The 23597-nt window shown below is 59.6% G+C and carries 18 protein-coding genes; 10 read left to right on the plus strand and 8 right to left on the minus strand.

What is annotated here, in order from left to right:
• Positions 1 to 126 precede the first annotated feature (126 nt).
• From ORL50_RS12565 to ORL50_RS12590, 6 genes are all read right to left on the minus strand, one after another.
• Positions 127 to 1572 (minus strand): aldehyde dehydrogenase family protein, encoded by a 1446-nt coding sequence (locus ORL50_RS12565; protein ID WP_266015026.1) that lies wholly within the window; start codon positions 1570 to 1572, stop codon positions 127 to 129.
• A 59-nt stretch (positions 1573 to 1631) separates the two neighbouring features.
• Positions 1632 to 2543: a 5-dehydro-4-deoxyglucarate dehydratase gene (gene kdgD / locus ORL50_RS12570; protein WP_266015029.1), complete on the minus strand. Its 912-nt coding sequence runs from the start codon at positions 2541 to 2543 to the stop codon at positions 1632 to 1634.
• A 751-nt stretch (positions 2544 to 3294) separates the two neighbouring features.
• Complete coding sequence (locus ORL50_RS12575; RefSeq protein ID WP_266015032.1) at positions 3295 to 4044, minus strand: FadR/GntR family transcriptional regulator; 750 nt, start codon at positions 4042 to 4044, stop codon at positions 3295 to 3297.
• Positions 4045 to 4157: 113 nt separating this feature from the next.
• The gene (locus ORL50_RS12580; RefSeq protein WP_266015035.1) at positions 4158 to 5885 is read right to left on the minus strand and encodes an ABC transporter ATP-binding protein/permease; all 1728 of its coding nucleotides are present in this window, start codon (positions 5883 to 5885) and stop codon (positions 4158 to 4160) included.
• A 97-nt stretch (positions 5886 to 5982) separates the two neighbouring features.
• On the minus strand, positions 5983 to 6549 hold the full coding sequence (locus ORL50_RS12585; protein WP_045061485.1) for a response regulator transcription factor: 567 nt from the start codon (positions 6547 to 6549) through the stop codon (positions 5983 to 5985).
• Complete coding sequence (locus ORL50_RS12590) at positions 6542 to 7804, minus strand: ATP-binding protein (protein WP_266015039.1); 1263 nt, start codon at positions 7802 to 7804, stop codon at positions 6542 to 6544. The genes ORL50_RS12585 and ORL50_RS12590 overlap by 8 nt, the downstream gene beginning before the upstream one ends.
• A gap of 343 nt (positions 7805 to 8147) precedes the next feature.
• Here ORL50_RS12590 and ORL50_RS12595 point away from each other — a divergent pair, with 343 nt between their 5' ends.
• The 9 genes from ORL50_RS12595 (at position 8148) to ORL50_RS12635 (ending at position 19982) form a co-directional block, all read left to right on the plus strand.
• Positions 8148 to 8864, plus strand: coding sequence for an SIMPL domain-containing protein (locus tag ORL50_RS12595; protein WP_266015041.1), 717 nt, complete (start codon positions 8148 to 8150; stop codon positions 8862 to 8864).
• A gap of 359 nt (positions 8865 to 9223) precedes the next feature.
• Positions 9224 to 10849, plus strand: coding sequence for an ABC transporter substrate-binding protein (locus ORL50_RS12600; protein ID WP_266015044.1), 1626 nt, complete (start codon positions 9224 to 9226; stop codon positions 10847 to 10849).
• A gap of 303 nt (positions 10850 to 11152) precedes the next feature.
• On the plus strand, positions 11153 to 12754 hold the full coding sequence (locus tag ORL50_RS12605; RefSeq protein ID WP_266015047.1) for an ABC transporter substrate-binding protein: 1602 nt from the start codon (positions 11153 to 11155) through the stop codon (positions 12752 to 12754).
• Between the two features lie 172 nt (positions 12755 to 12926).
• Positions 12927 to 14342: an OprD family porin gene (locus tag ORL50_RS12610; protein ID WP_266015050.1), complete on the plus strand. Its 1416-nt coding sequence runs from the start codon at positions 12927 to 12929 to the stop codon at positions 14340 to 14342.
• 78 nt (positions 14343 to 14420) lie between these two features.
• Complete coding sequence (locus ORL50_RS12615; protein WP_266015053.1) at positions 14421 to 16016, plus strand: ABC transporter substrate-binding protein; 1596 nt, start codon at positions 14421 to 14423, stop codon at positions 16014 to 16016.
• A 74-nt stretch (positions 16017 to 16090) separates the two neighbouring features.
• Entirely contained in the window at positions 16091 to 17101 is a 1011-nt protein-coding gene (locus ORL50_RS12620) for an ABC transporter permease subunit (protein ID WP_266015055.1), read from the plus strand.
• A 10-nt stretch (positions 17102 to 17111) separates the two neighbouring features.
• A complete protein-coding gene (locus ORL50_RS12625) occupies positions 17112 to 18023 on the plus strand; it encodes an ABC transporter permease subunit (protein WP_266015058.1) in 912 nt (303 codons plus the stop codon).
• 10 nt (positions 18024 to 18033) lie between these two features.
• Positions 18034 to 19002, plus strand: coding sequence for an ABC transporter ATP-binding protein (locus tag ORL50_RS12630; protein ID WP_266015061.1), 969 nt, complete (start codon positions 18034 to 18036; stop codon positions 19000 to 19002).
• The gene (locus ORL50_RS12635; protein WP_266015064.1) at positions 19002 to 19982 is read left to right on the plus strand and encodes a peptide ABC transporter ATP-binding protein; all 981 of its coding nucleotides are present in this window, start codon (positions 19002 to 19004) and stop codon (positions 19980 to 19982) included. The genes ORL50_RS12630 and ORL50_RS12635 overlap by 1 nt, the downstream gene beginning before the upstream one ends.
• Positions 19983 to 20167: 185 nt before the next feature.
• Here the strand turns inward: ORL50_RS12635 and ORL50_RS12640 are convergent, their stop codons facing one another.
• Together ORL50_RS12640 and ORL50_RS12645 are read right to left on the minus strand one after the other, a co-directional pair.
• Positions 20168 to 20425 (minus strand): hypothetical protein, encoded by a 258-nt coding sequence (locus tag ORL50_RS12640; protein WP_266015067.1) that lies wholly within the window; start codon positions 20423 to 20425, stop codon positions 20168 to 20170.
• Positions 20426 to 20862: 437 nt separating this feature from the next.
• Positions 20863 to 22446 carry a peptide chain release factor 3 gene (locus tag ORL50_RS12645; protein ID WP_266015069.1) on the minus strand — a complete coding sequence of 528 codons (1584 nt, stop codon included), beginning with the start codon at positions 22444 to 22446 and terminating at the stop codon, positions 20863 to 20865.
• Positions 22447 to 22867: 421 nt separating this feature from the next.
• Between ORL50_RS12645 and ORL50_RS12650 the strand changes: the two genes are divergently transcribed.
• On the plus strand, positions 22868 to 23584 hold the full coding sequence (locus ORL50_RS12650) for an ABC transporter permease (protein WP_266015072.1): 717 nt from the start codon (positions 22868 to 22870) through the stop codon (positions 23582 to 23584).
• Positions 23585 to 23597 lie beyond the last annotated feature (13 nt).

A 23597-nucleotide genomic window follows, 5' to 3' on the forward strand; every position in this document is an offset into this window, starting at 1 on the left:
CCTGCTCGCGATGGACGTCAACGATGACGCTTGTCATCAGGCTGAACTTCGCGACCTCGAGACCATCGCGAGCAGGCTCGCTCCTACAGGGGGGCGGTATCGTCGCTGATACCGCAGTGGTTCCTATCAGGAGCCGATGTAGCTGGTTTTCACGACCGTGTAGAACTCTTGCGCGTAGCGACCTTGCTCGCGGGATCCATAGGATGAACCTTTGCGCCCGCCGAATGGAACGTGGTAATCCACGCCAGCCGTCGGCAGGTTGACCATCACCATCCCGGCCTGGGAGTGGCGCTTGAAGTGGTTGGCATATTTCAGCGAAGTGGTGGCGATGCCCGCCGACAGACCGAATTCGGTGTCGTTGGCCATGGCGAGAGCGGCGTCGTAATCCGCGACTCGAACAATGTTGGCCACCGGGCCAAAGATCTCTTCGCGGCTGATGCGCATCGCGGCTTCGCTGTCGGCAAACAGCGTTGGCGCAAGGTAATAGCCTTCGGTATCACAAGTCACCAGACCACCGCCGCTGACCAGGCGCGCACCTTCGGATTGGCCGATGTCGATGTACTTCATGTCCTGTTCAAGCTGGGCTTGCGAGACCACCGGACCGATATCAGTGCCAGTCTGCAGCGCGTGCCCAACCTTGATCGACTTCATGCGCTCGGCCATGGCTTCGACGAACTTGTCGTGGATCCCGGCGGTGACGATGAAGCGGCTCGAAGCGGTGCAACGCTGGCCAGTGGAGTAGAACGCGCTCTGTACCGACAGCTCGACCGCTTGCTTGAGATCGGCGTCGTCGAGAATGATCTGCGGGTTCTTGCCACCCATTTCCAGTTGGACTTTGGCCTGGCGCGACACACAGCTCACAGCGATCTGACGACCCACTCCAACGGAGCCGGTGAAGCTGATGCCGTCGACTTTCGGGCTTTGCACCAGCGCATCGCCAACCACTCGACCGCTGCCCATTACCAGGTTGAACACGCCAGCCGGGAAGCCCGCGCGGGAGATGATTTCCGCCAGCGCCCAGGCGCAGCCCGGTACCAGGTCAGCGGGTTTGAGCACCACGCAGTTGCCATACGCCAAGGCCGGGGCGATTTTCCAGGCAGGAATCGCGATCGGGAAGTTCCACGGGGTGATCAGACCGACCACGCCCAGGGCTTCACGGGTCACTTCGACGTTGACGCCAGGACGCACCGACGGCAGGTAGTCGCCAGAGAGACGCAGGGTTTCACCGGCGAAAAACTTGAAGATGTTGCCAGCGCGGGTCACTTCACCGATGGCTTCAGGCAGGGTCTTGCCCTCTTCCCGCGCCAGCAGCGTGCCGAGTTCTTCGCGGCGTGCGAGGATCTCAGTGCCCACCTTGTCCAGCGAGTCGTGACGGGCCTGGATTCCCGAGGTGGACCAGGCCGCAAACGCAGCGCGCGCGGCGTCGATGGCGGCGTGAACCTGGGCCAGGTCGGCCTTGGCGTACTCGCCGATGGTATCGGTCAGTTCGGACGGGTTGATGTTGGCGCAGTACTCACTGCCAGCAACCCATTCGCCATTGATGTAATTGTCGTAACGCTTTGAATCTGCCACGGATCTATCTCCTCACGCAAAAGGCCGCTGATTGCTCAGCGGCCTTGCTCAATCGATTGTTATTGCGCGCCCTGCTTGTCGATCAGCGCGGCCAGAGCTTCATACTCTTCTGGCAGCAGATCAGTCAGCGGCGCACGTACCGGACCTGCGTCATAGCCGGCAATTTTTGCTCCGGCCTTGACGATGCTCACGGCGTAACCGGCTTTGCGATTACGGATGTCCAGGTACGGCAGGAAGAAGTCGTCGATGATCTTGCCAACAGTGGCGTGATCTTCGCGGGCAATGGCGTGGTAGAAATCCATCGCGGTTTTCGGGATGAAGTTGAACACCGCCGAGGAGTAAACCGGTACGCCCAACGCCTTATAGGCAGCGGCGTAGACTTCGGCGGTCGGCAAACCACCCAGGTAGCTGAAGCGATCGCCGAGGCGACGACGGATCGACACCATCAGTTCGATATCACCCAGACCGTCCTTGTAGCCAATCAGGTTCGGGCAGCGCTCAGCCAGGCGCTCCAGCAGCGGAGCGGTCAGGCGGCAGACGTTACGGTTGTAGACCACCACACCGATCTTGACCGATTTGCATACGGCTTCAACGTGGTCAGCCACGCCGTCCTGGCTGGCTTCGGTCAGGTAGTGCGGCAGCAGCAACAGGCCTTTGGCGCCCAGGCGCTCGGCTTCTTGCGCGTATTCGATGGCCTGACGGGTGGAACCGCCAACACCAGCCAGAATCGGCACGCTGGTTTCGCAGGTGTCGACGGCGGTCTTGATGATTTCCGAGTATTCGCTGGCCGCCAGGGAGAAGAACTCACCGGTGCCGCCTGCGGCGAACAACGCCGAGGCGCCGTACGGGGCCAGCCATTCAAGGCGCTTGATGTACCCGGCGCGATTGAAATCGCCCTGGGCATTAAAATCGGTGACCGGGAAAGACAGCAGGCCGGAAGAGAGGATGGACTTCAGTTCTTGTGGATTCATTATTCGAACACCCTGGGTAGCGACGTATGTGTTGTTGAGAAAACCGTTCAGCTTTCGCCGAGTTGTAGGTCATCGTACAACTTAAAATATAATCGTCAACTGCATTTCATCGTTGGGGTGGGAATAAGTGCGGAAACTCGCGGCAGGATGGGTGATGGAGAGTTATAGGTAAGAGGTAGGTTGTCGGAAGATGCGGCCTTTCGATGCTGGCTCGGGGTGGCTGCTGGCCTCATCGCGAGCAGGCTCACTCCTACACTGGATCGCATGAGCACTCACCATCGCTGTAGGAGTGAGCCTGCTCGCGATCGCAGTCTTCCGGCCAACAGACATTTCGGATGTGCCGCCGCCATCGCGGGCAAGCCTTGCTCCCACAGGGATCACCCACGGCCGCACAACTGGATTTCACTTGTAGAAGTGAGCCTGCTCGCGATCGCAGTCTTCCGGCCAACAGAGATTTCGGATGTGCCGCAGCCATCGCGGGCAAGCCTTGCCCCCACAGGGATCACCCACGGCCGCACAACTGGATTTCACTTGTAGGAGTGAGCCTGCTCGCGGTCGCAGTGTTCCGGCCAACAGAGATTTCGGATGTGCCGCAGCCATCGCGGGCAAGCCTTGCTCCCACAGGGATCACCCACGGCCGCACAACTGGATTTCACTTGTAGGAGTGAGCCTGCTCGCGGTCGCAGTGTTCCTGTCACATCGAAATTGAATGTGCCGCCGCCATCGCGAGCAAGCCCGGTGCCACAGGGCTTTACCCCCGCTGAGCTTCTGCCTCTTCATGAGCATGGCGCAGCCGTTCGCGGCTGTTGGTCAGGTGCAGGCGCATGGCTGCCCGCGCTGCATCGGAATCCTGGCGGGCGATGGCGTCGTAGATTTCCTCGTGCTCACGGCTCAGGCGGCTCATGTAGTGCTGCTGATCGTCGTGGGCCAGGCGCGCCGAGTTGAGGCGGGTGCGCGGAATGATGCTGGTGCCCAGGTGCGTCATGATGTCGGTGAAGTAGCGGTTGCCGGTCGACAGCGCGATCTGCAGGTGGAACTGGAAGTCCGAGGCTACGGCGTCACTGGCATGGGCTGCACTTTCGTTGAGGGCATCGAGCGCGGCGCGCATCAATGCCAACTGTTCGGCGCTGCGGCGCTGCGCGGCCAGACCGGCGGATTCCACTTCAAGGCTGATGCGCAATTCCAGGATGGCCAGCACATCTCGCAGGGTGACCACGGTGGCGGGGTCGATGCGAAAGCCGCTAGGGCTTGGGGTATCGAGCACGAAGGTACCGATGCCATGCCGGGTTTCCACCTGCCCGGCCGCCTGGAGCCGGGAAATCGCTTCGCGTACCACGGTGCGACTGACGCCATGGGCATCCATGATCGCCGACTCGGTCGGCAATTTGTCGCCGCGCTTGAGGTGGCCGTCGCGGATCTGCTCGGACAGCACCGTCACCAGTTCCTGAGCGAGGCTGCGGCGCTTGCGAGGGAGACGTGGTGTGGCGATCTGGTTTTCCATGGTGAACATCGGTCTCGAAAAATTCGGCTGAAACTGCATCATAGCTCAACGCGGTTGTACGATCACCTCCACCCCTGTGGGAGCAAGCTTTGCTCCCACAGGGTTAGCGGTGTCTAGGCGGTTACCGGTTGCTCCACCAGATGGCCATTGTCGATACGCACATGCCGTGGGTGGAAACGTTTGAGGCTGCTGCGGTGGCCGACGCTGACGATACTCAAGCCTGGGATCTCGTCGATCAGCGCCTGATACAGCGTGGCCTCATCCTCCTCGTCCATCGCCGAAGTGGCTTCGTCCATGTACAGCCATTGCGGGGCAAAAAGCAGCGCGCGAGCAAACGCTAGGCGTTGTTGCTCCCCGGGAGACAGCATGCGCTGCCAGTGATTGGGTTCGTCCAGGCGCGATAGCAGATGCGGCAAACGGCACACCTCCAGCACGTGGGCGTAACGCTCCTCCGAATAGGTTTCGGCGACCTGTGGATAACTCAGCGCCTCGCGCAACGTGCCAATCGGCAGGTATGGTTTCTGGGGCAGGAACAGGTAGCGCGCGGCTGGCAGACGAATACTGCCGTGGCCCGCTGGCCACAAATGGCCCATCGCCCGCAGCATCGTCGATTTGCCACTGCCGGAGCGACCGCTGACCATCACCCGCTCGCCCTCCTCCACCGTCATATCGGCATTGCTCAGCAAGTGTCGACCATCGGCGAGATCGAGCCCCAAGTTACGCACTTGCAACGCTGCACCGGCATTCTGCACATCGATGGTAGCGGGACGTTGTTCGTTTTCGGTCATGGCCTGGCGGAAACTCAGCAGCCGGTCACAGGTGGCGCGCCAGGCGGCCAGGCTTTGGTAGGCGCTGATAAACCAGCTGAAACTCTCTTGCACATTGCCGAACGCCGAGCTGATCTGCATCAGCTCCCCAAGCTCGATCTTGCCGGCGAAGTAGCGCGGCGCGGCGACCATGAATGGAAAGATAATGGCAGCCTGGCCGTAGCCGGCAGTGAAGAAGGTCAGGCGCTTGGACACCTTCATGATGTCCCAGAAATTGTGCCAGACCAGGCTGAAGCGACTGCTCAGGCGACGGTTTTCATTCGGCTCGCCGTTGTACAGCGCGATGCTTTCGGCATTTTCGCGAATGCGCACCATGGAGAAACGCAGGTCAGCTTCGAAGCGTTGCTGCTGGTTGTTCAGGCCGATCAGGCGACGACCGATCAAATGCGTCAGCCAGCTGCCGATCACCGCGTACACCAGCACGCACCAGAACATATAACCGGGAATGGTAAAACCGTAGACTTCAATGCTGCCCGACACACCCCAAAGGATGATCGAAAACGATACCAGGCTGACGATGTTGCGCAGCAGGCCGATCCCCAGCTCCAGGGTGTTGCTGGTGAAACTGTTGAGGTCCTCGGAAATCCGCTGATCCGGGTTATCCGTGTAGCCGCCTTGCTCAAGGTGGTAGTAGTTCTTGTGACCGAGCCAGCGGGAGAAGTGCTTTTCAGTCAGCCAGGCACGCCAGCGGATGGTCAGCATCTGGGTCAGGTACAGCCTGTAGACCGCGCCGACGATCGCGACCGCGGCAATACCGCAGAAGTACAGAATCAACCGCCAGAAAGCCGCCTCATCCTTCTGCTGCAGGGCATTGTAAAAATCCTTGTACCAGGTGTTGAACCACACCGAAATGCCCACGCTGACCAGCGACAACACGATCACCGCGATCAGCAGCGTCCAGGCCTTGACCTTTTCTTCACTGCGCCAGTAAGGCGTGATCATCGCCCATACTTTGGAAAAAAACTGCCCGCGCACAGCATCATTGACCGCGGAATACTCAGCGTTCTGATTCATGTAAAAGGCTCATTGGAAAAAAGAACAGCACACGAACCGATCATAGATGATCAGCTCGTGTTGCAACGCGGTGTGACAACAATTGTTCAGCACCGGTTCAGCGACGGACCGGACGCTTCTGCAATTTGCGCTGCAAGGTGCGCCGATGCATGCCCAGCGCGCGGGCAGTGGCGGAGATGTTGCCTTCGTGTTCGGTCAACACTCGCTGGATGTGTTCCCATTGCAGGCGGTCCACCGACATCGGGTTTTCCGGCACCAGGGTGTCGAGGTCGGCGTGTTCGGACAGCAGGGCCGCCAGTACGTCGTCGGCATCCGCCGGTTTGCACAGGTAATTGCAGGCACCACGCTTGATCGCCTCGACTGCGGTGGCAATGCTCGAGTAACCGGTGAGGATCACTACGCGCATTTCCGGGTCCAGCTCCAGCAGCTTGGGTAGCAGGACCAGGCCGGAATCGCCGTCCATTTTCAGGTCCAGCGCGGCGTAATCCGGCAGGTCGGCCTGGGCGATGGTCAGGCCTTCCTCGGCCGAGCCGGCAGTGCTGACGCGAAAGCCACGGCGGGCCATGGCACGGGCCATCACCCGGGTAAAGGTTGCGTCGTCGTCTACCAGCAGCAAATGCGGGAGTTCTTCGCCTTCGCCTTCGACTTGAATATCGTCACTCATGTTCGTCTCCTCGGGCGACACGGGGCAGGCGCAGCTCGGTGAGCGTGCCGCCTTCCTCATGACTATAGAGTTTCACTGAGCCGCCGGCGCGTGTCACGCTGGCCTTGCTCAAAAACAGGCCCAGGCCGAAACCTTTGCCCTTGGTGGTAAAAAACGGTTTGCCGATCTGTTCGGCGATGGCCAGCGGCACGCCGGCGCCGTGGTCGCGGATACTGATGGTCAGGTCCTCGGCATTCCAGTCCAGCGTCACCTGCAAGCCTTCGGGGCAGGCGTCCGCCGCGTTGTTCAGCAGATTCAGCAGGGCCTGGGTCAGGTCCGGGGGCGGCGCCATGCGCGGTACGGCTCCCTGGCCAAGACGCTGGAAGCGATAGCTGGCTTCGGGACGCATCAGGTGCCAGCGATTCAAGGCTTCGTCGAGCCAGTCGGTGACGTCCTGCATCTCCACGGCCAGGCGGCGATTGGCTTCGGCGGCGCGCACCAGTTGCTGCAAGGTTTCCTTGCAGAGCTTGACCTGATCCTGCAGAACCTTCAGATCATCCTGCAACATCGGGTCTGGATGATCCTGCTGCATCTCTTTCAGCAGCACGCTCATGGTCGCCAATGGGGTACCCAGCTCGTGGGCGGCGCCTGCAGCCTGGGTGGCAACAGCCAGCAATTGCTGGTCACGCAGGCCTTCTTCACGACGTATGGCGCGCAACTCTTCCTGACGTCGCAGCTCCTCGGCCATGCGCGCGGCGAAAAAGGTGATCACTGCTGCGGCCAGGGCGAAGCTCAACCACATCCCGTAGACCTGCAGGTTCTCCCGGGCGATGGGGAAGGTCTGCAAGGGGTAGAAACGCGCCAGCAGCAAGGTATACATGGTCAGGGCGATGCCGGACAGGATCACCGAATAGCGCCATGGCAACGTAACTGCGGCGATGGTCAGCGGCACCAGATAGTACGAAACGAAGGGGTTGGTCGAACCGCCGGAGAAATACAGCAACGCACTGTGGATAAACAGGTCGCAGGCCAGTTGCACGGCGTATTCGAGTTCGGTGACCGGCCAGGAGGTGCGCAGGCGAATCGCCGTGAACGCGCACAGCAACATCGAACAGCCGAGCGTGGCGGCCAGCTGAAACCAAGGCAACGGCAGCAACTCGAGCCAGTAGGCCAGGCCCACGGAGCCAGCCTGGGCGGCGAGCACCAAAGTACGGATGAACGTCAGCCGCCAGAGGTTCTGGCGAGTCGCGGAAGTGATTTGAACGGGGGCGAGCATGAGCTCTCCTGATGAGCGCTCCAGGCGGATCGCCGGGAGTATAACCAAGCGCGGAGGCTGGCAGGCAAAAGTGCGGCAAACGGCCACACGCCAGAATGGATTGTGGCGTCTATAAGACCGCCATCGCGGGCAAGCCTTGCTCCCACAGTATTACGTCATGCACAACTTGCTTGCACACTCCTGACCTGTGGGAGCAAGGCTTGCCCGCGATTGGTCGCGTAGCGGCCACCGGCAATCACCTGTATAGAAGTTGTAACTGTGCGAACCGGATCATTGAAGCTAGAGTCTGATGGTTTCACGCAGGCTCGGACCTTAACCCCTGCGCACCGTCCAAGGAGATTTCATGCACACTTTCCGCCGCAGCGCCGCCCTTCTTGCCCTCAGCGCTGGCGCCGTTGCCAGCCTCCCGGCCCTGGCCGCCGACGAGCTGCATTACAACCAGATTGCCCTGCGCGCCGAAGTCAGCCAGGAGGTGGCTCGCGACCTGATGATCGTGACCCTCTACACCGAAGAGCAGAACACCGACCCGGCCAAACTCGCCGCCGATGTCAGCACCACCATGAACAAGGCACTGGCCCAGGCCAAGCAGGTCAAGGACATCACCCTGCGTCAGGGCAGCCGTAACAGCTATCCGATCTACGACACCAAGGGCCAGAAAATCACTGGCTGGCGTGAGCGTGCCGAGCTGCGTCTGGAAAGCTCCGATTTCGCCGCCCTGTCAAAACTGACCGGTGAACTGCTGACCGACCTGAAAATGGCCGGCATGGACTTCGCCATCGCCACCCCGACCCGCAAGGCCAGCGAAGATGCGCTGCTCAAGGATGCCGTCAGCGCCTTCAAGGCACGCGCACAACTGGCGACCGATGCGTTGGGCGGCAAGGGCTACAAGATCGTGAACCTGAATCTCAACAGCAACGGTTATCCACAGCCGTATATGCGCGGACCGATGATGATGAAAGCCGCCAGCATGGATGCCGCTCCGGTGACTCCAGAAGTTGAAGCAGGAACCAGCCAGGTCAGCATGACGGCAGACGGCTCGATTGAAGTGTTGATGCCTTGATTGAGTGTAGGAGCTGCCGCAGGCTGCGATCTGTTGATCTTAAAAAATTAAAATCAAAAGATCGCAGCCTTCGGCAGCTCCTACGGGTTTAGATAAGTAACACCGCGCGCCAACCGGGTGCGCAATGCACCCCGGTTGCACCATGCTGGCGCGCGAGTTGCACCGAAAAAAACCTGCGCAAACGGTCAAATGCGCGCGAATTTACACATATGCGACATTAAGGTACGTTCGTGCCACTGTTTAATGCTTGTAGCCAACCTGCATCTTGCAATGGGTATGGCCCCTGCATAAGTATCCGCAGGCACGACTCACGAGGTCGTCCTCTAATTCCAAAAATGACAACAAATCATGAGGCCACCATGCTCAAACACGCGGTCATTCCGTTTTTAGTCGGCGCCAGCTTGTTAGCTGCCGCACCTTTCGCCCAAGCGGCGACTAACCTGGTGTTCTGCTCCGAAGGGAGCCCGGCCGGTTTTGATCCTGGTCAGTACACCACCGGAACCGACTTCGACGCCTCTGCAGAAACCATGTTCAACCGCCTGACCCAGTTCGAGCGCGGCGGCACCGCCGTGATTCCTGGCCTGGCGACCAGCTGGGACATCTCCGATGATGGCCTGACTTACACCTTTCACCTGCGTGAAGGCGTGAAGTTCCACACCACCCCGTACTTCAAGCCCACTCGTGAGTTCAACGCCGACGACGTGCTGTTCACTTTTAATCGCATGATTAACAAGGACGACCCGTTCCGCAAAGCGTACCCAACCGAATTCCCGTACTTCACCGACATGGGGATGGATACCAACATCACCAAGATCGATAAAGTCGACGATCACACCGTCAAATTCACTCTGAAGGAAGTTGACGCTGCGTTCATCCAGAACATGGCCATGAGCTTCGCCTCCCTGCAATCCGCCGAGTACGCTGCCCAGCTGCTCAAGGACGGCAAGCCTGCCGATATCAACCAGAAGCCTATCGGCACTGGCCCGTTCGTGTTCAAGAGCTACCAGAAAGACTCCAACATCCGCTACACCGGGAACAAGGACTACTGGAAGCCGGATGACGTCAAGATCGACAACCTGATCTTCGCCATCACCACCGACCCATCGGTACGTATCCAGAAGCTGAAGAAGAACGAGTGCCAAGTCACTCTGTTCCCCCGTCCGGCTGACCTGAAAGCGCTGAAGGAAGACAAGGCGCTGAAGATGCCTGACCAGGCTGGTTTCAACCTGGGCTACATCGCTTATAACGTGATGGACAAGGTCAAGGGCAGCAACGAGGCAAACCCGCTGGCTGACCTGCGAGTTCGTCAGGCGCTGGACATGGCCGTCAACAAACCGCAGATCATCGACTCGGTTTATCAGGGCGCGGGCCAACTGGCCGTCAACGCCATGCCGCCGACCCAATGGTCCTACGACACCACCATCAAGGACGCCAAGTACGACCCTGAGAAAGCCAAGCAGCTGCTCAAGGAAGCCGGCGTCAAGGAAGGTACCGAAATCGTCCTGTGGGCGATGCCGGTGCAGCGTCCGTATAACCCGAACGCCAAGCTGATGGCCGAAATGCTCCAGTCCGACTGGAAGAAAATCGGTCTCAACGTGAAGATCACCAGCTACGAATGGGGCGAGTACATCAAGCGCTCCAAGGGTGGCGAGAACCAGGCGATGATCATCGGCTGGAGCGGTGACAATGGTGATCCGGACAACTGGCTCAACGTGTTGTTTGGTTGCGACTCGCTGAGCGGCAACAACTTCTCGAAATGGTGTGACAAGAAATTCGACGGCCTCGTCAAGGAAGCCAAGCGCACCACCGACCAAGGCAAGCGCACCGAACTGTACAAACAGGCGCAACACGTCCTCAAAGACGCTGTTCCAATGACACCTATCGCCCACTCGACGGTGTACCAACCCATGCGCGCCAACGTGCAGGACTTCAAGATCAGCCCATTCGGCTTGAATTCCTTCTACGGCGTCAGCGTCAGCAAATAAGGTTCCACAACGGCGAGGTCCATGACCTCGCCGTTGTTGCAACTGCCGAGCATGTAGGAAAGAGCCTACAACCAAATCCGAAGCTGACTACAGCATCGGAGTAGGACGCGTCGCCTTTTCCTACGAGCATTTAGGACTCTACGCATTTACTGCCGGCCCGATGGCTCTTACCGTCGGGGTCCGACCAGTTCATGCGTGGGCTTTCGGTTTTGTTGAACGTTAATGGATTGCGCTCGACAACCCCTCGCGTCCCAGGACGGGAAGGCGGCTTGTCGAAAATACTTAGAGAACAGAGGGAGCGTCATGCGCCATACCTTGGTTTTATCCGCATTGCTGGGCACCGGCCTGCTGGCCGCCACTTCCATCAGCCAGGCTGCCTCTGACAGCCTGGTGTTCTGCTCCGAGGGCAGCCCCGCTGGCTTCGACACCGCGCAGTACACCACCGCGACCGACAACGACGCCGCCGAACCGCTGTACAACCGCTTGGCGGAGTTCGAAAAAGGCGCGACCAATGTCGTACCGGGCCTGGCCACCAGCTGGGATATTTCCGAAGACGGCTTGCAGTACACCTTCCACCTGCGCGAAGGAGTGAAATTTCATACCACCAAGTATTTCACCCCTAGCCGTGACTTCAACGCCGATGACGTGCTGTTCACGTTCAACCGCATGCTCGACCCGCAGCAGCCATTCCGTAAGGCTTATCCAACCGAATTTCCGTATTTCAACGGGATGAGCCTGAACAAGAACATCGCCAAGGTCGAAAAGACCGGGCCGCTGACCGTGGTCATGACGCTCAACAGCGTCGACGCCGCGTTTATCCAGAACATCGCCATGAGTTTCGCCGCGATTTTGTCCGCCGAGTACGCCGACAAGCTGCTGGCCGAGGGCAAGCCGAGCGATATCAATCAGAAGCCGATCGGTACCGGGCCGTTCGTATTCAAGAGTTACCAGAAAGACTCCAACATCCGCTACACCGGCAACAAGCAGTACTGGGACCCGAGCCGGGTCAAACTCGACAACCTGATTTTTGCCATCAACACCGACGCCTCGGTGCGGGTCCAGAAGCTCAAGGCCAACGAGTGCCAGATTACCCTGCATCCCCGCCCTGCCGACGTCACCGCGCTGAAGAACGACCCGAAACTCAAGCTCATCGAGAAGCCCGGCTTCAACCTCGGCTACATCGCCTACAACGTGCGGCACAAGCCGTTCGACCAGCTTGAAGTGCGCCAGGCGCTGGACATGGCAGTGAACAAGCAGGGCATTCTCAACGCCGTGTACCAGGGCGCCGGTCAACTGGCGGTTAACGCCATGCCACCGACCCAATGGTCCTACGACGAGACCATCAAGGACGCCGCCTACAACCCGGAAAAAGCCAGGGAATTGCTCAAGGCTGCCGGCGTCAAGGAAGGCACTGAAATTACCCTCTGGGCCATGCCGGTCCAGCGCCCGTATAACCCGAATGCCAAGTTGATGGCCGAAATGCTTCAGGCAGACTGGGCGAAAATCGGCCTCAAGGTAAAGATCGTCAGCTACGAATGGGGCGAGTACATCAAGCGCACCAAGAATGGCGAGCATGACATCAGCCTGATCGGCTGGACCGGTGACAATGGGGACCCGGACAACTGGCTTGGCACGCTTTACAGCTGCGATGCCATTGGTGGCAACAACTACTCCATGTGGTGTGATCCGGCTTACGACAAGCTGATCAAGCAGGCCAAGATCGTCACCGATCGCGACCAGCGCACCGTGCTCTACAAACAGGCGCAGCAATTGCTCAAGCAGCAGGTGCCGATCACGCCAGTCGCCCACTCCACGGTCAACCAGCCGTTGAGCGCCAAAATCGAAGGGTTCAAGGTCAGTCCTTTCGGTCGCAATGTGTTCTCGGGTGTCAGCATAGAAAAATAACCGATTAGCCAAAAAAACCAGGGGGCGGGATTCCGCCCTCACGCATGCGTATTGCCTTTATTCGTCGATCTGGCGCAATGCAAACGTTTGCTAAGCGCGAATGAGTTCCAAACCAAATAGCCGGACCACAAAAAAAGGCCGGTATAAAAAAAGAAACCAAGGAGCTTCACCCATGAAACTGAGCAGCACCGCGTTATTGGCCCTGGCCATCAGTAGCATCACCGCCACGGCATACGCCGAGACTCAGAGCCAGGAGTTCACCCCGGTAACGGTCAACACCAAGAGCGCTCAAGCTGAAGCCACAGGCTTCGTCGAAGGCCAATCCATCAGCGGCACTACCCGCAACTGGTACGCCAACGAACAGCTGAAACGTGGTGGCAAGTTCGCCTACCGCAAAGACGGCGTCTCGACCCCGACCGATCGCCGGATCAACTGGGTCCAGGGCACCATCATCAAGTACAACTCCGGCTTCACTGAAGGCACCGTAGGCTTCAGCACTGAAGTCGCCGCCTACAACGCCATCGCGCTGGAGCGTGATCGCGAGAACCTGGCGTCCAACAACGGTGGCGCACCGGGCACTCGTCCAGGCGCGGGCAACAACCGCACCCTGACCCGCGAAGGCGGCGAAGCCCAAGGCCAGTGGAGCAAACTCGGCCTGGCCAACGTCAAGGCTCGCGTTTCCAACACTACCCTGACCGCCGGCCGCATGAACTTCAGCAGCCCGCAGGTCGACGTCATCGGTAACCGTGCCCTGCCTTCGAGCTTCGAAGGGATCGCGATCCACAGCGAAGAACTGAACAACCTTTCCTTCGACCTGGCCACCTTTGATCGCAACTCACCGCGTACCGAAGAAAGCCTGAGCAAGTTCCGCTCCGAATACGGCGACTCCAGCGCTGAAGCCGATCACGTCAACACCGCAGGTATCACCTACACGCCATTCGCCAGCCTGACCACCAGCCTCTGGGGCACGCAAGCCGAAGACCTGTGGAACCAGTACTACTTCGGCGCCAGCCACGTTCTGGGCGACAGCTCGGTACTGAGCCTGACCACCGGCCTGAACTACTACAAGACCGTCGACGAAGGCAAAAAACTGCTGGGCGAAATCGACAACGACACCTACTCCCTGTCGCTCGGCCTGACCCACCAGGCCCACAGCCTGACCTTCTCGTACCAGGAAGTGAACGGTAACGAGTACTTCGACTACCTGCACGAAACCAACGGCATCTACCTGGCCAACTCCCTGCTGTCGGACTTCAACGGCCCGAACGAGAAATCCTTCCAGATCGCCTATGGCCTGAACATGGCCGAATACGGCGTTCCAGGCCTGAAGTTCAACATCTACCAGGCTCGCGGCTGGGGCATCGACGGCACTCACTACAAGGGTGGCGGCTACGACGGCGTGCAGTCGATGGACGGCGAACACCATTACGAATACGGCATTGGTGCGGCCTACGCAGTGCAGAGCGGCCCGCTCAAAGCCACGGCGATTCGCGCGACCTACACCGCGCACCGTGCCAGCGAAAACCAGGCTGATGGCAGCATCAACGAGTTCCGCCTCGTGACCACCATCCCGTTCAACATTCTGTAATGCACTGGCCCAACCGCTGATTCAGTGATGAATCGGCGGCTGGGCTTTCGTCTTTCAACCGATTGCAGAGGGTTCTTGATGAAAATGCTTCCCCTACGTGCGGCCATCGCGGCCGCGTTGCTGAGTGTCGCGGTTGGCGCCTCGGCCAAGCCCCTGGTGGTTTGTACCGAAAACAGTCCAGAAGGCTTCGACACCGCGCTGTATACGACTGCAGTCACCGCCGACGCCGCAGCCGAGACCATCTTCAATCGTCTGGCCGACTTCAAGCCTGGCACCACCGAGGTGATTCCGGCGCTCGCCGAGTCCTGGGACATCAGTGAAGACGGCCTGAGCTACACCTTCCATCTGCGCAAAGGCGTCAAGTTTCACACCACCGAATATTTCAAGCCGACCCGCGACATGAACGCCGACGACGTGCTTTGGAGCTTCCAGCGCCAGCTGGACCCGAACCATCCATGGCACAAACAGTCGAGCGTAGGCTTCCCGTACTTTGAAAGCATGGGCTTCAAGGAACTGCTCAAAAGCGTCGAGAAGATTGACGACAACACGGTCAAGTTCACCCTGACCCGTCGCGAAGCGCCGTTCCTGGCCGACATCGCCATGGCGTTCGCCTCGATCTACTCCGCCGAATACGCCGACCAATTGCTCAAGGCCAACAAGCTCGGCGACCTAAACAACAAGCCGGTGGGCACCGGCCCGTTCGTGTTCCAGCGTTACAACAAGGATGCCCAGGTCCGCTTCAAGGCCAACCCGGACTATTTCCGTGGCAAGCCACCGGCTGACGCACTGATTCTGGCGATCGCCACCGACAACAACGTGCGCCTGCAAAAGCTCAAGGCCAACGAATGCCAGGTGGCGCTGTATCCGAAACCGGACGACATCCCGAGCATCAAGAAAGACACCAACCTCAAGGTTGATGAGCTCAACGCGATGACCGTTTCGTATATCGCCATGAACACTTCGCACAAATACATGAGCGACGTGCGGGTGCGCAAAGCCATCGACATCGCCTTCGACAAGGAGGCTGCGGTCAACGCGTTGTTTGGCAAGGGCAATGCTACCGTGGCGGTCAACCCGTACCCGGACACCCTGCTGGGCTACAACCACAAGCTGAGCAACCCGCCCCGGGACCTGGACAAGGCGCGTGCCCTGCTGAAGGAAGCGGGCGTTCCGGATGGCACCGTGTTTACCCTGTTTACCCGCAATGGTGGTGGCGCGACCAACCCCAACCCGATGCTCGCCGCGCAGATGATGCAGGCTGACCTGGCCAAGATTGGTCTCAAGATCGATATCCGCGTCATGGAGTGGGGCGAAATGCTCAAGCGCGCCAAAAATGGCGAGCACGACATGGTGGCAGCCGGATGGGCGGGCGATAACGGCGACCCGGATAACTTCCTGACGCCTATGCTCAGTTGCGAGGCGGCCAAAAACGGCGAAAACTACGCGCGCTGGTGCAACGAGAAGTTTCAGGCCCTGCTCGACGATGCCCGGGTCAAAGTGAACCCCGATGAACGTGCGGCGCTCTATGAGCAGGCACAGGAGATCTTCAACCAGGATCAACCCTGGATCGCCCTGGCCCACACCCGCATGTTCACCGCAATGCGCAAGAACGTAGAGGGCTATCACATCAGCCCTCTCACCACGAATAACTTCGCCACCACCCAGGTGAAGTAGATAAGAAAACTCCCGGTGTCCCTGACTCCAGGGACACCAGGCACGCCTAACCGGCTGATGAGGTACACCACAAGATGTTTAGTTTTATTGCCCGCCGATTGGGGTTATTGATCCCCACGTTCTTCGGCATCACCTTGCTGACTTTCGCGTTGATTCGCATGATCCCAGGCGATCCCGTGGAAGTGATGATGGGCGAACGCAGAGTCGACCCGGAAATGCATGCTCAGGCAATGGAACGCCTAGGTCTGAACAAACCCCTGTATGCCCAATACCTGGATTACATTGGCAAACTGGCTCACGGCGATCTCGGCGAATCCCTGCGAACCCGTGAAAGCGTCTGGAGTGAATTCACTTCGCTGTTCCCCGCGACCCTGGAACTGTCCATGGCCGCCCTGCTGTTCGCCGGCATCCTGGGCCTCCTGGCCGGGGTGATCGCGGCACTCAAGCGAGGATCCCTGTTCGACCATGGGGTGATGGGCATCTCCCTGGCGGGATACTCGATGCCGATCTTCTGGTGGGGCCTGATCCTGATCATGTTCTTCTCGGTGTCCCTGGGCTGGACCCCGGTGTCCGGGCGGATCGACCTGCTCTACGACATCGAGCCGCGTACCGGCTTCATGCTGATCGACACGCTGCTGGCCGATGACGTCGGTGCGTTCCTCGATGCGCTGCACCACCTGATCCTGCCGGCCATTGTGCTCGGCACCATCCCGCTGGCGGTTATCGCGCGGATGACCCGTTCCTCTATGCTCGAAGTCCTGCGTGAAGACTACATCCGTACTGCCCGCGCCAAAGGCCTGTCGCCATCGCGCGTGGTGTTCGTGCACGGTCTGCGCAACGCACTGATTCCGGTGCTGACCGTGGTTGGCCTGCAAGTCGGTACGCTACTGGCCGGTGCGGTCCTGACCGAAACCATCTTCTCCTGGCCCGGCATCGGCAAGTGGCTGATCGAAGCCATTGGCGCGCGGGACTATCCCGTGGTGCAGAACGGCATCCTGTTAATCGCCTGCCTGGTGATCCTGGTGAACTTCGTGGTGGATATCCTCTACGGCTTCGCCAACCCACGCATCCGTCACCAGCGCTGAGATCATGACCATGACCACACCAATTCCAGCGGTAGCAGTCGATCAAAGCCTGCTGTACCCGTCCCCGTACAAAGAATTCTGGCAAGCCTTCTCCAAGAACAAAGGTGCGGTAGCCGGCCTGATGTTCATGTTGCTGGTGATTTTCTGCGCGCTGTTCGCCCCTTGGGTAGCACCGCACAACCCGAGCGAGCAGTACCGCGATTTCCTGTTGACCCCGCCAGCCTGGCTGGAAGGTGGGCAGATGCAATTCCTGCTCGGTACCGACGAACTGGGCCGGGACCTGCTGTCGCGCCTGATCCAGGGCTCGCGTTTGTCGCTGCTGATCGGCTTGTCATCGGTAGTGATGTCGCTGATTCCAGGGATTCTCCTGGGTCTGTTCGCCGGGTTCTTCCCGCGCCTGCTCGGGCCGACCATCATGCGTCTGATGGACATCATGCTGGCACTGCCGTCGCTGCTGCTGGCCGTGGCGATTGTCGCCATCCTTGGCCCTGGCCTGATCAACACCGTGATCGCCATTGCCGTGGTGTCCCTGCCGTCCTATGTGCGCCTGACCCGCGCGGCGGTGATGGGCGAATTGAACCGCGACTACGTGACCGCCGCACGCCTGGCGGGTGCCGGCCTGCCACGCTTGATGTTCATCACCGTGCTGCCCAACTGCATGGCACCGCTGATCGTTCAAGCGACCTTGAGCTTTTCCTCGGCGATTCTCGATGCTGCGGCACTGGGCTTCCTCGGCCTTGGCGTACAACCGCCAACCCCTGAGTGGGGCACCATGCTGGCTTCGGCTCGCGACTACATCGAACGCGCCTGGTGGGTAGTCAGCCTGCCTGGTTTGACCATTTTGCTCAGCGTGCTGGCAATCAACTTGATGGGCGACGGCCTGCGCGATGCGCTGGACCCGAAACTCAAGAACGCCGCCTGAGGAGATTCAAATGTCACTGTTAGAAATCAAGAATCTCAACGTTCGCTTTGGCGACAAGAATGCCGTGCCAGTGGTCGACGGCCTCGACCTCAAGGTGGACAAGGGCGAAGTCCTGGCCATCGTAGGCGAGTCGGGTTCCGGCAAATCCGTGACCATGATGGCGCTGATGGGCCTGATCGAGCATCCCGGCATCGTCACCGCCGACGCGCTGAATTTCGACGGCAAGAACATGCTCAAGCTCAGCAACCGTCAGCGTCGGCAAATCGTCGGCAAAGACCTGGCCATGGTCTTCCAAGACCCGATGACCGCGCTGAACCCAAGCTACACCGTGGGTTTCCAGATCGAAGAAGTGCTGCGCCTGCACCTGAAAATGTCCGGCAAGCAAGCGCGCAAACGCGCCATCGAACTGCTGGAAAAAGTTGAAATCCCGGGCGCTGCCAGTCGTATGGACGCCTACCCGCACCAACTGTCCGGCGGCATGAGCCAGCGCGTTGCGATCGCCATGGCGATTGCCGGCGAGCCGAAACTGCTGATCGCCGATGAACCGACCACCGCGCTGGACGTGACGATTCAGGCGCAGATCATGGACCTGCTGTTGGCCTTGCAGAAAGAGCAGAACATGGGCCTGGTGCTGATCACCCACGACCTCGCGGTCGTGGCCGAAACCGCCCAGCGCGTGTGTGTGATGTACGCCGGTCAAGCAGTGGAAGTTGGCCAGGTGCCGCAACTGTTCGACATCCCTGCGCACCCCTACAGCGAAGCACTGCTCAAGGCGATTCCGGAACACAGCCTGGGCGCCTCGCGCCTGTCTACCCTGCCGGGTATCGTTCCCGGTCGTTACGACCGTCCGCAGGGCTGCCTGCTGTCGCCGCGCTGCCCGTATGTGCAAGAAAACTGCCGCACCCAGCGGCCGGCCCTTGATCCGAAAAGCAACAGCCTCGCCCGCTGCTTCTACCCGCTGAACCAGGAGGTGGCGTAATGGCCGTCGTACTTACCGCCCGCGACCTGACCCGTCACTACGAAGTGTCCCGTGGCCTGTTCAAGGGGCATGCGACCGTGCGCGCCCTGAACGGTGTGTCGTTCGAACTCGAAGCCGGCAAGACTCTCGCCGTAGTAGGCGAATCGGGCTGCGGCAAATCCACCCTGGCCCGGGCCCTGACCCTCATCGAGGAACCGTCCTCCGGCTCCCTGAAAATCGCCGGGCAGGAAGTCGCCGGTGCCGACAAGGCCCAGCGCAAGCAGCTGCGTAAAGACGTGCAGATGGTCTTCCAGAGCCCGTACGCGTCGTTGAACCCGCGGCAGAAAGTCGGTGATCAACTTGGCGAGCCACTGCTGATCAACACCAACCTGAGCGCTGCCGAACGGCGCGAGAAAGTGCAGGCGATGATGAAGCAGGTGGGTTTGCGCCCTGAGCATTACCAGCGCTACCCGCACATGTTCTCCGGCGGCCAACGCCAGCGGATCGCCCTCGCTCGCGCAATGATGTTGCAGCCAAAGGTGCTGGTGGCAGACGAACCGACCTCGGCGCTCGACGTGTCGATCCAGGCCCAGGTGCTAAATCTGTTCATGGATCTGCAGCAGGAGTTCAACACTGCCTATGTGTTCATCTCGCACAACCTGGCGGTGGTGCAACACGTCGCCGATGACGTGATGGTGATGTACCTCGGCCGCCCGGTGGAAATCGGCCCGAAAAACGACATCTACGCCCGTCCGCTACATCCTTACACCCAGGCGCTGCTGTCGGCCACCCCGACCATTCACCCGGACCCGAACAAACCGAAGATCAAGATCGTCGGCGAACTGCCCAACCCGCTCAACCCGCCGTCCGGCTGCGCTTTCCACAAGCGCTGCCCGTATGCGACCGAGCGATGCAGTACGGAAGAGCCGGCGTTGCGCTTGCTGGACAATCGGCAGGTGGCTTGCCACTACGCCGAGCAGTTTCTGGATGGCGCAGCGTGACAGCAATTTGAAATGAAATCCCTGTAGGAGTGAGCCTGTTCGCGATGGCGGAGTGTCAGTATCAGAAACACCGACTGACACTCCGCCATCGCGAGCAGGCTCACTCCTACAGGATATGCGACCGTCTTACTGACCTCTTCTACTTCGACTGCGCGTCAGCCGAAGTGAAGAGGTTTTCTTTTGCCTTACGTCTGGCTGTCGCCTTCGTCCGGATCATCGGAGTCCGGCTCATCGGTGGTTGAATCATCGTCACCCGCGCTACCGCCCTGTCCCTGGTCACCGGGCTCTGATTCCGACTTGGCGATCATTAGCCCAGCGTGCGCCACCTGGCCGCTCGAAGCCTGCTCGCCATGATCCGGGCATTCCGCCCGCGCCGCTGACATGCCGACGGACATGATCACTAAAACCTTAAACAACAGCAGAATGCGTTGAAAAATGCTCATAGCCGAATCCATCCTGTTTGAGTGAAGCCTGGGGTGCCTGTTGGGCGGTGAATGAAATCTAGTCCCGATTGAGTCGGTTCTCCAGATAGGACGCTTGTGAAAGAACAGAATGCCTTTGAACAGCAGACTGGTTTTGCATAATCATTATGCTGAATCGATATGAGCGCAGCTCTCGGGCACAGGAGGGGACGATGGCGCTACTGCAGACACTGTACGAACTGGAACAACGCCTGTTGGCACAAGCCACACGAAGTGACACTTTTATTCGCGAACCACACTAAACCTGTGGGATTGAGCCTGCTCGCGATGGCGGAGTGTCAGTCTGTAATTTAACTGCTGACACTCCGCCATCGCGAGCAGGCTCACTCCTACAGTTGGCGCACGTAAAAAAACCCCGGTGCTTTCGCGACCGGGGTTTTGTTTGCAGCTTTAGCTGCTTAGTGATGCTCGCGCGTCGCACGGAATTTCACATCCGGCCAGCGCTCTTCCATCAACGCCAGGTTGACCCGGGTCGGGGCCAGGTAGGTCAGGTGACCGCCGCCGTCGACCGCGAGGTTTTCCACAGCCTTGACTCGGAATTCCTCGAGTTTCTTCTTATCGTCGCAATCAATCCAGCGCGCCGAGTACACGGTGATCGGCTCATAGGAGCACTCGACCTTGTATTCCTCTTTCAAGCGGCTGGCGACCACGTCGAACTGCAGCACACCGACGGCACCGAGGATGATGTCGTTGCTGCGCTCGGGGAAGAACACCTGGGTCGCGCCCTCTTCCGCCAATTGCTGCAGGCCCTGGCGCAGTTGCTTGGATTTCAGCGGATCGCGCAGGCGCACTCGACGGAACAGCTCCGGCGCGAAGTGCGGGATGCCGGTGAAGCCGAGCACTTCGCCTTCGGTGAAGGTGTCGCCGATCTGGATAGTGCCGTGGTTGTGCAGGCCGATGATATCGCCGGCGAAGGCTTCTTCCAGCTGCTCACGTTCGGAGGAGAAGAACGTCAGCGCGTCGCCGATCCGCACGTCCTTGCCAGTACGCACGTGACGCATCTTCATGCCCTTTTCGTATTTGCCGGAGCAGATACGCATGAAGGCGATACGGTCGCGGTGCTTGGGGTCCATGTTCGCCTGGATCTTGAACACAAATCCGGTGAATTTCTCTTCGATCGGTTCCACGGTGCGCTCGTTGGCGACCCGTGCCAGCGGTTTCGGCGCCCAGTTGACTACCGCGTCGAGCACATGGTCGACACCGAAGTTGCCCAATGCAGTACCGAAGAACACCGGCGTCAGCTGGCCGTCGAGGAATTCCTGCTGGTTGAATTCGTGACAGGCACCCTGCACCAGCTCCAGCTGATCGACGAAGCGATCGTACTCGTCGCCCAAGTGCGCGCGGGCTTCGTCGGAGTCGAGCTTCTCGATGATTTTCACATCGGTACGTTCGTGTCCGTGACCGGCGGTGTAGACGATGATGTAGTCGTCGGCCAGGTGATACACACCCTTGAAATCGCGGTAGCAGCCAATCGGCCAGGTGATCGGCGCGGCCTTGATCTTCAGGACTGCTTCGATTTCGTCGAGCAGTTCGATCGGGTCGCGGATGTCACGGTCGAGTTTGTTGATGAAGCTGACAATCGGCGTATCACGCAGGCGGCAGACGTCCATCAGCGCGATGGTCCGCGGCTCTACACCCTTACCGCCGTCGAGGACCATCAATGCCGAGTCAACCGCCGTCAACGTGCGGTAGGTATCTTCGGAGAAGTCTTCGTGGCCCGGGGTGTCGAGCAGGTTGACCATGTGATCGCGGTACGGGAACTGCATGACCGACGTGGTAATGGAAATACCCCGTTGTTTTTCCATTTCCATCCAGTCGGAGGTGGCATGGCGGTCGGACTTGCGCGACTTCACCGTACCGGCAACCGCGATCGCCTTGCCCATCAGCAGGAGCTTCTCGGTGATGGTGGTCTTACCGGCATCGGGGTGGGAAATAATGGCGAAAGTGCGGCGTTTCGCGACTTCGGCGGCCTGTTTGGTCATGGGAAATCGCCTGGCAGGTGATTCAAAAAAGGGCGGCGAGTATAGCTTAAAAAGTGATCTACAGACCACCGTGTAGCAGCTGCCGAAGGCTGCGTTAAGGGCCGAAGGACCTTCTTGCAGGTTGAAATGCCGGGGCCGCTTCGCAACCCGACGCAGCCTTCGGCAGCTGCCACAGGGTGGCCAAATAGTGTCGAACGTGGGAACCTTTTAAACAGTGGAGGCGTCCACTCCCCTGTTACAACTGTCGTCAGGGTGTGAAAAATCAGCAAGTTAGCCTGACGAGGCTGCGCTTATGGCTCGATCTCATGCGGTTGCACCAGCATGAAGAGCTGCTTCTCGCGAACGTTGTTTTTCCCGGCAGCCAGGAATGGCATGCCACACGGGACTGCGTTCGCCGACAAAGAAAAAAAGGAGTCCGCCTGTGGCTATTCGCTATGGCAAAGGGCTGATAGGAGGTGCGGTTGTCGTCGCTCTCCTGGCCCTGCTGGTCCACTGGATTGGCATCAACACGATCGAACATTACCGCGACGATTTGTTGTTTTACCTGCAAGCTCATCTGATTCTTGTACTCGTCTCCATGCTGGCCGCCCTTGTTGTGGGCATACCTGCCGGCATCGTCCTCAGTCGCCCGACCATGGTTGGTCGCGCTGAACGCTTCATGCAGATCTTCAACATCGGCAACACCGTGCCGCCTCTCGCCGTACTGGCCATCGCCCTGGGGATCCTCGGCATCGGCAGCGGCCCCGCGATCTTCGCCCTGTTCCTTGCCTCGTTGTTGCCGATCGTGCGCAACACCTATGAAGGCCTGAAAAACGTCCAGGGTTCGCTCAAGGAAGCCGCCGTCGGCATCGGCATGACACCGACTCAGGTGCTGTGGCGCGTGGAACTGCCCAACGCCGTACCGATCATCATCGGTGGCGTGCGTGTGGCCCTGGCGATCAACGTCGGTACCGCACCGCTGGCATTCCTGATCGGCGCCAACAGCCTGGGCAGCCTGATTTTCCCTGGCATCGCCCTGAACAATCAGCCGCAACTGCTGCTCGGCGCGGCGTGTACCGCCCTGCTGGCCTTGCTGCTCGACGGCCTGGTGACTCTGGCCAGCCGCCTCTGGCTCGAACGCGGCTTGCGCCCGTCTTAAGCCTCGGCAAAGG

The sequence above is a fragment of the Pseudomonas sp. RIT-562 genome (genome assembly GCF_026241895.1).
In the GTDB taxonomy this organism is placed as follows: domain Bacteria; phylum Pseudomonadota; class Gammaproteobacteria; order Pseudomonadales; family Pseudomonadaceae; genus Aquipseudomonas; species Aquipseudomonas mandelii_F.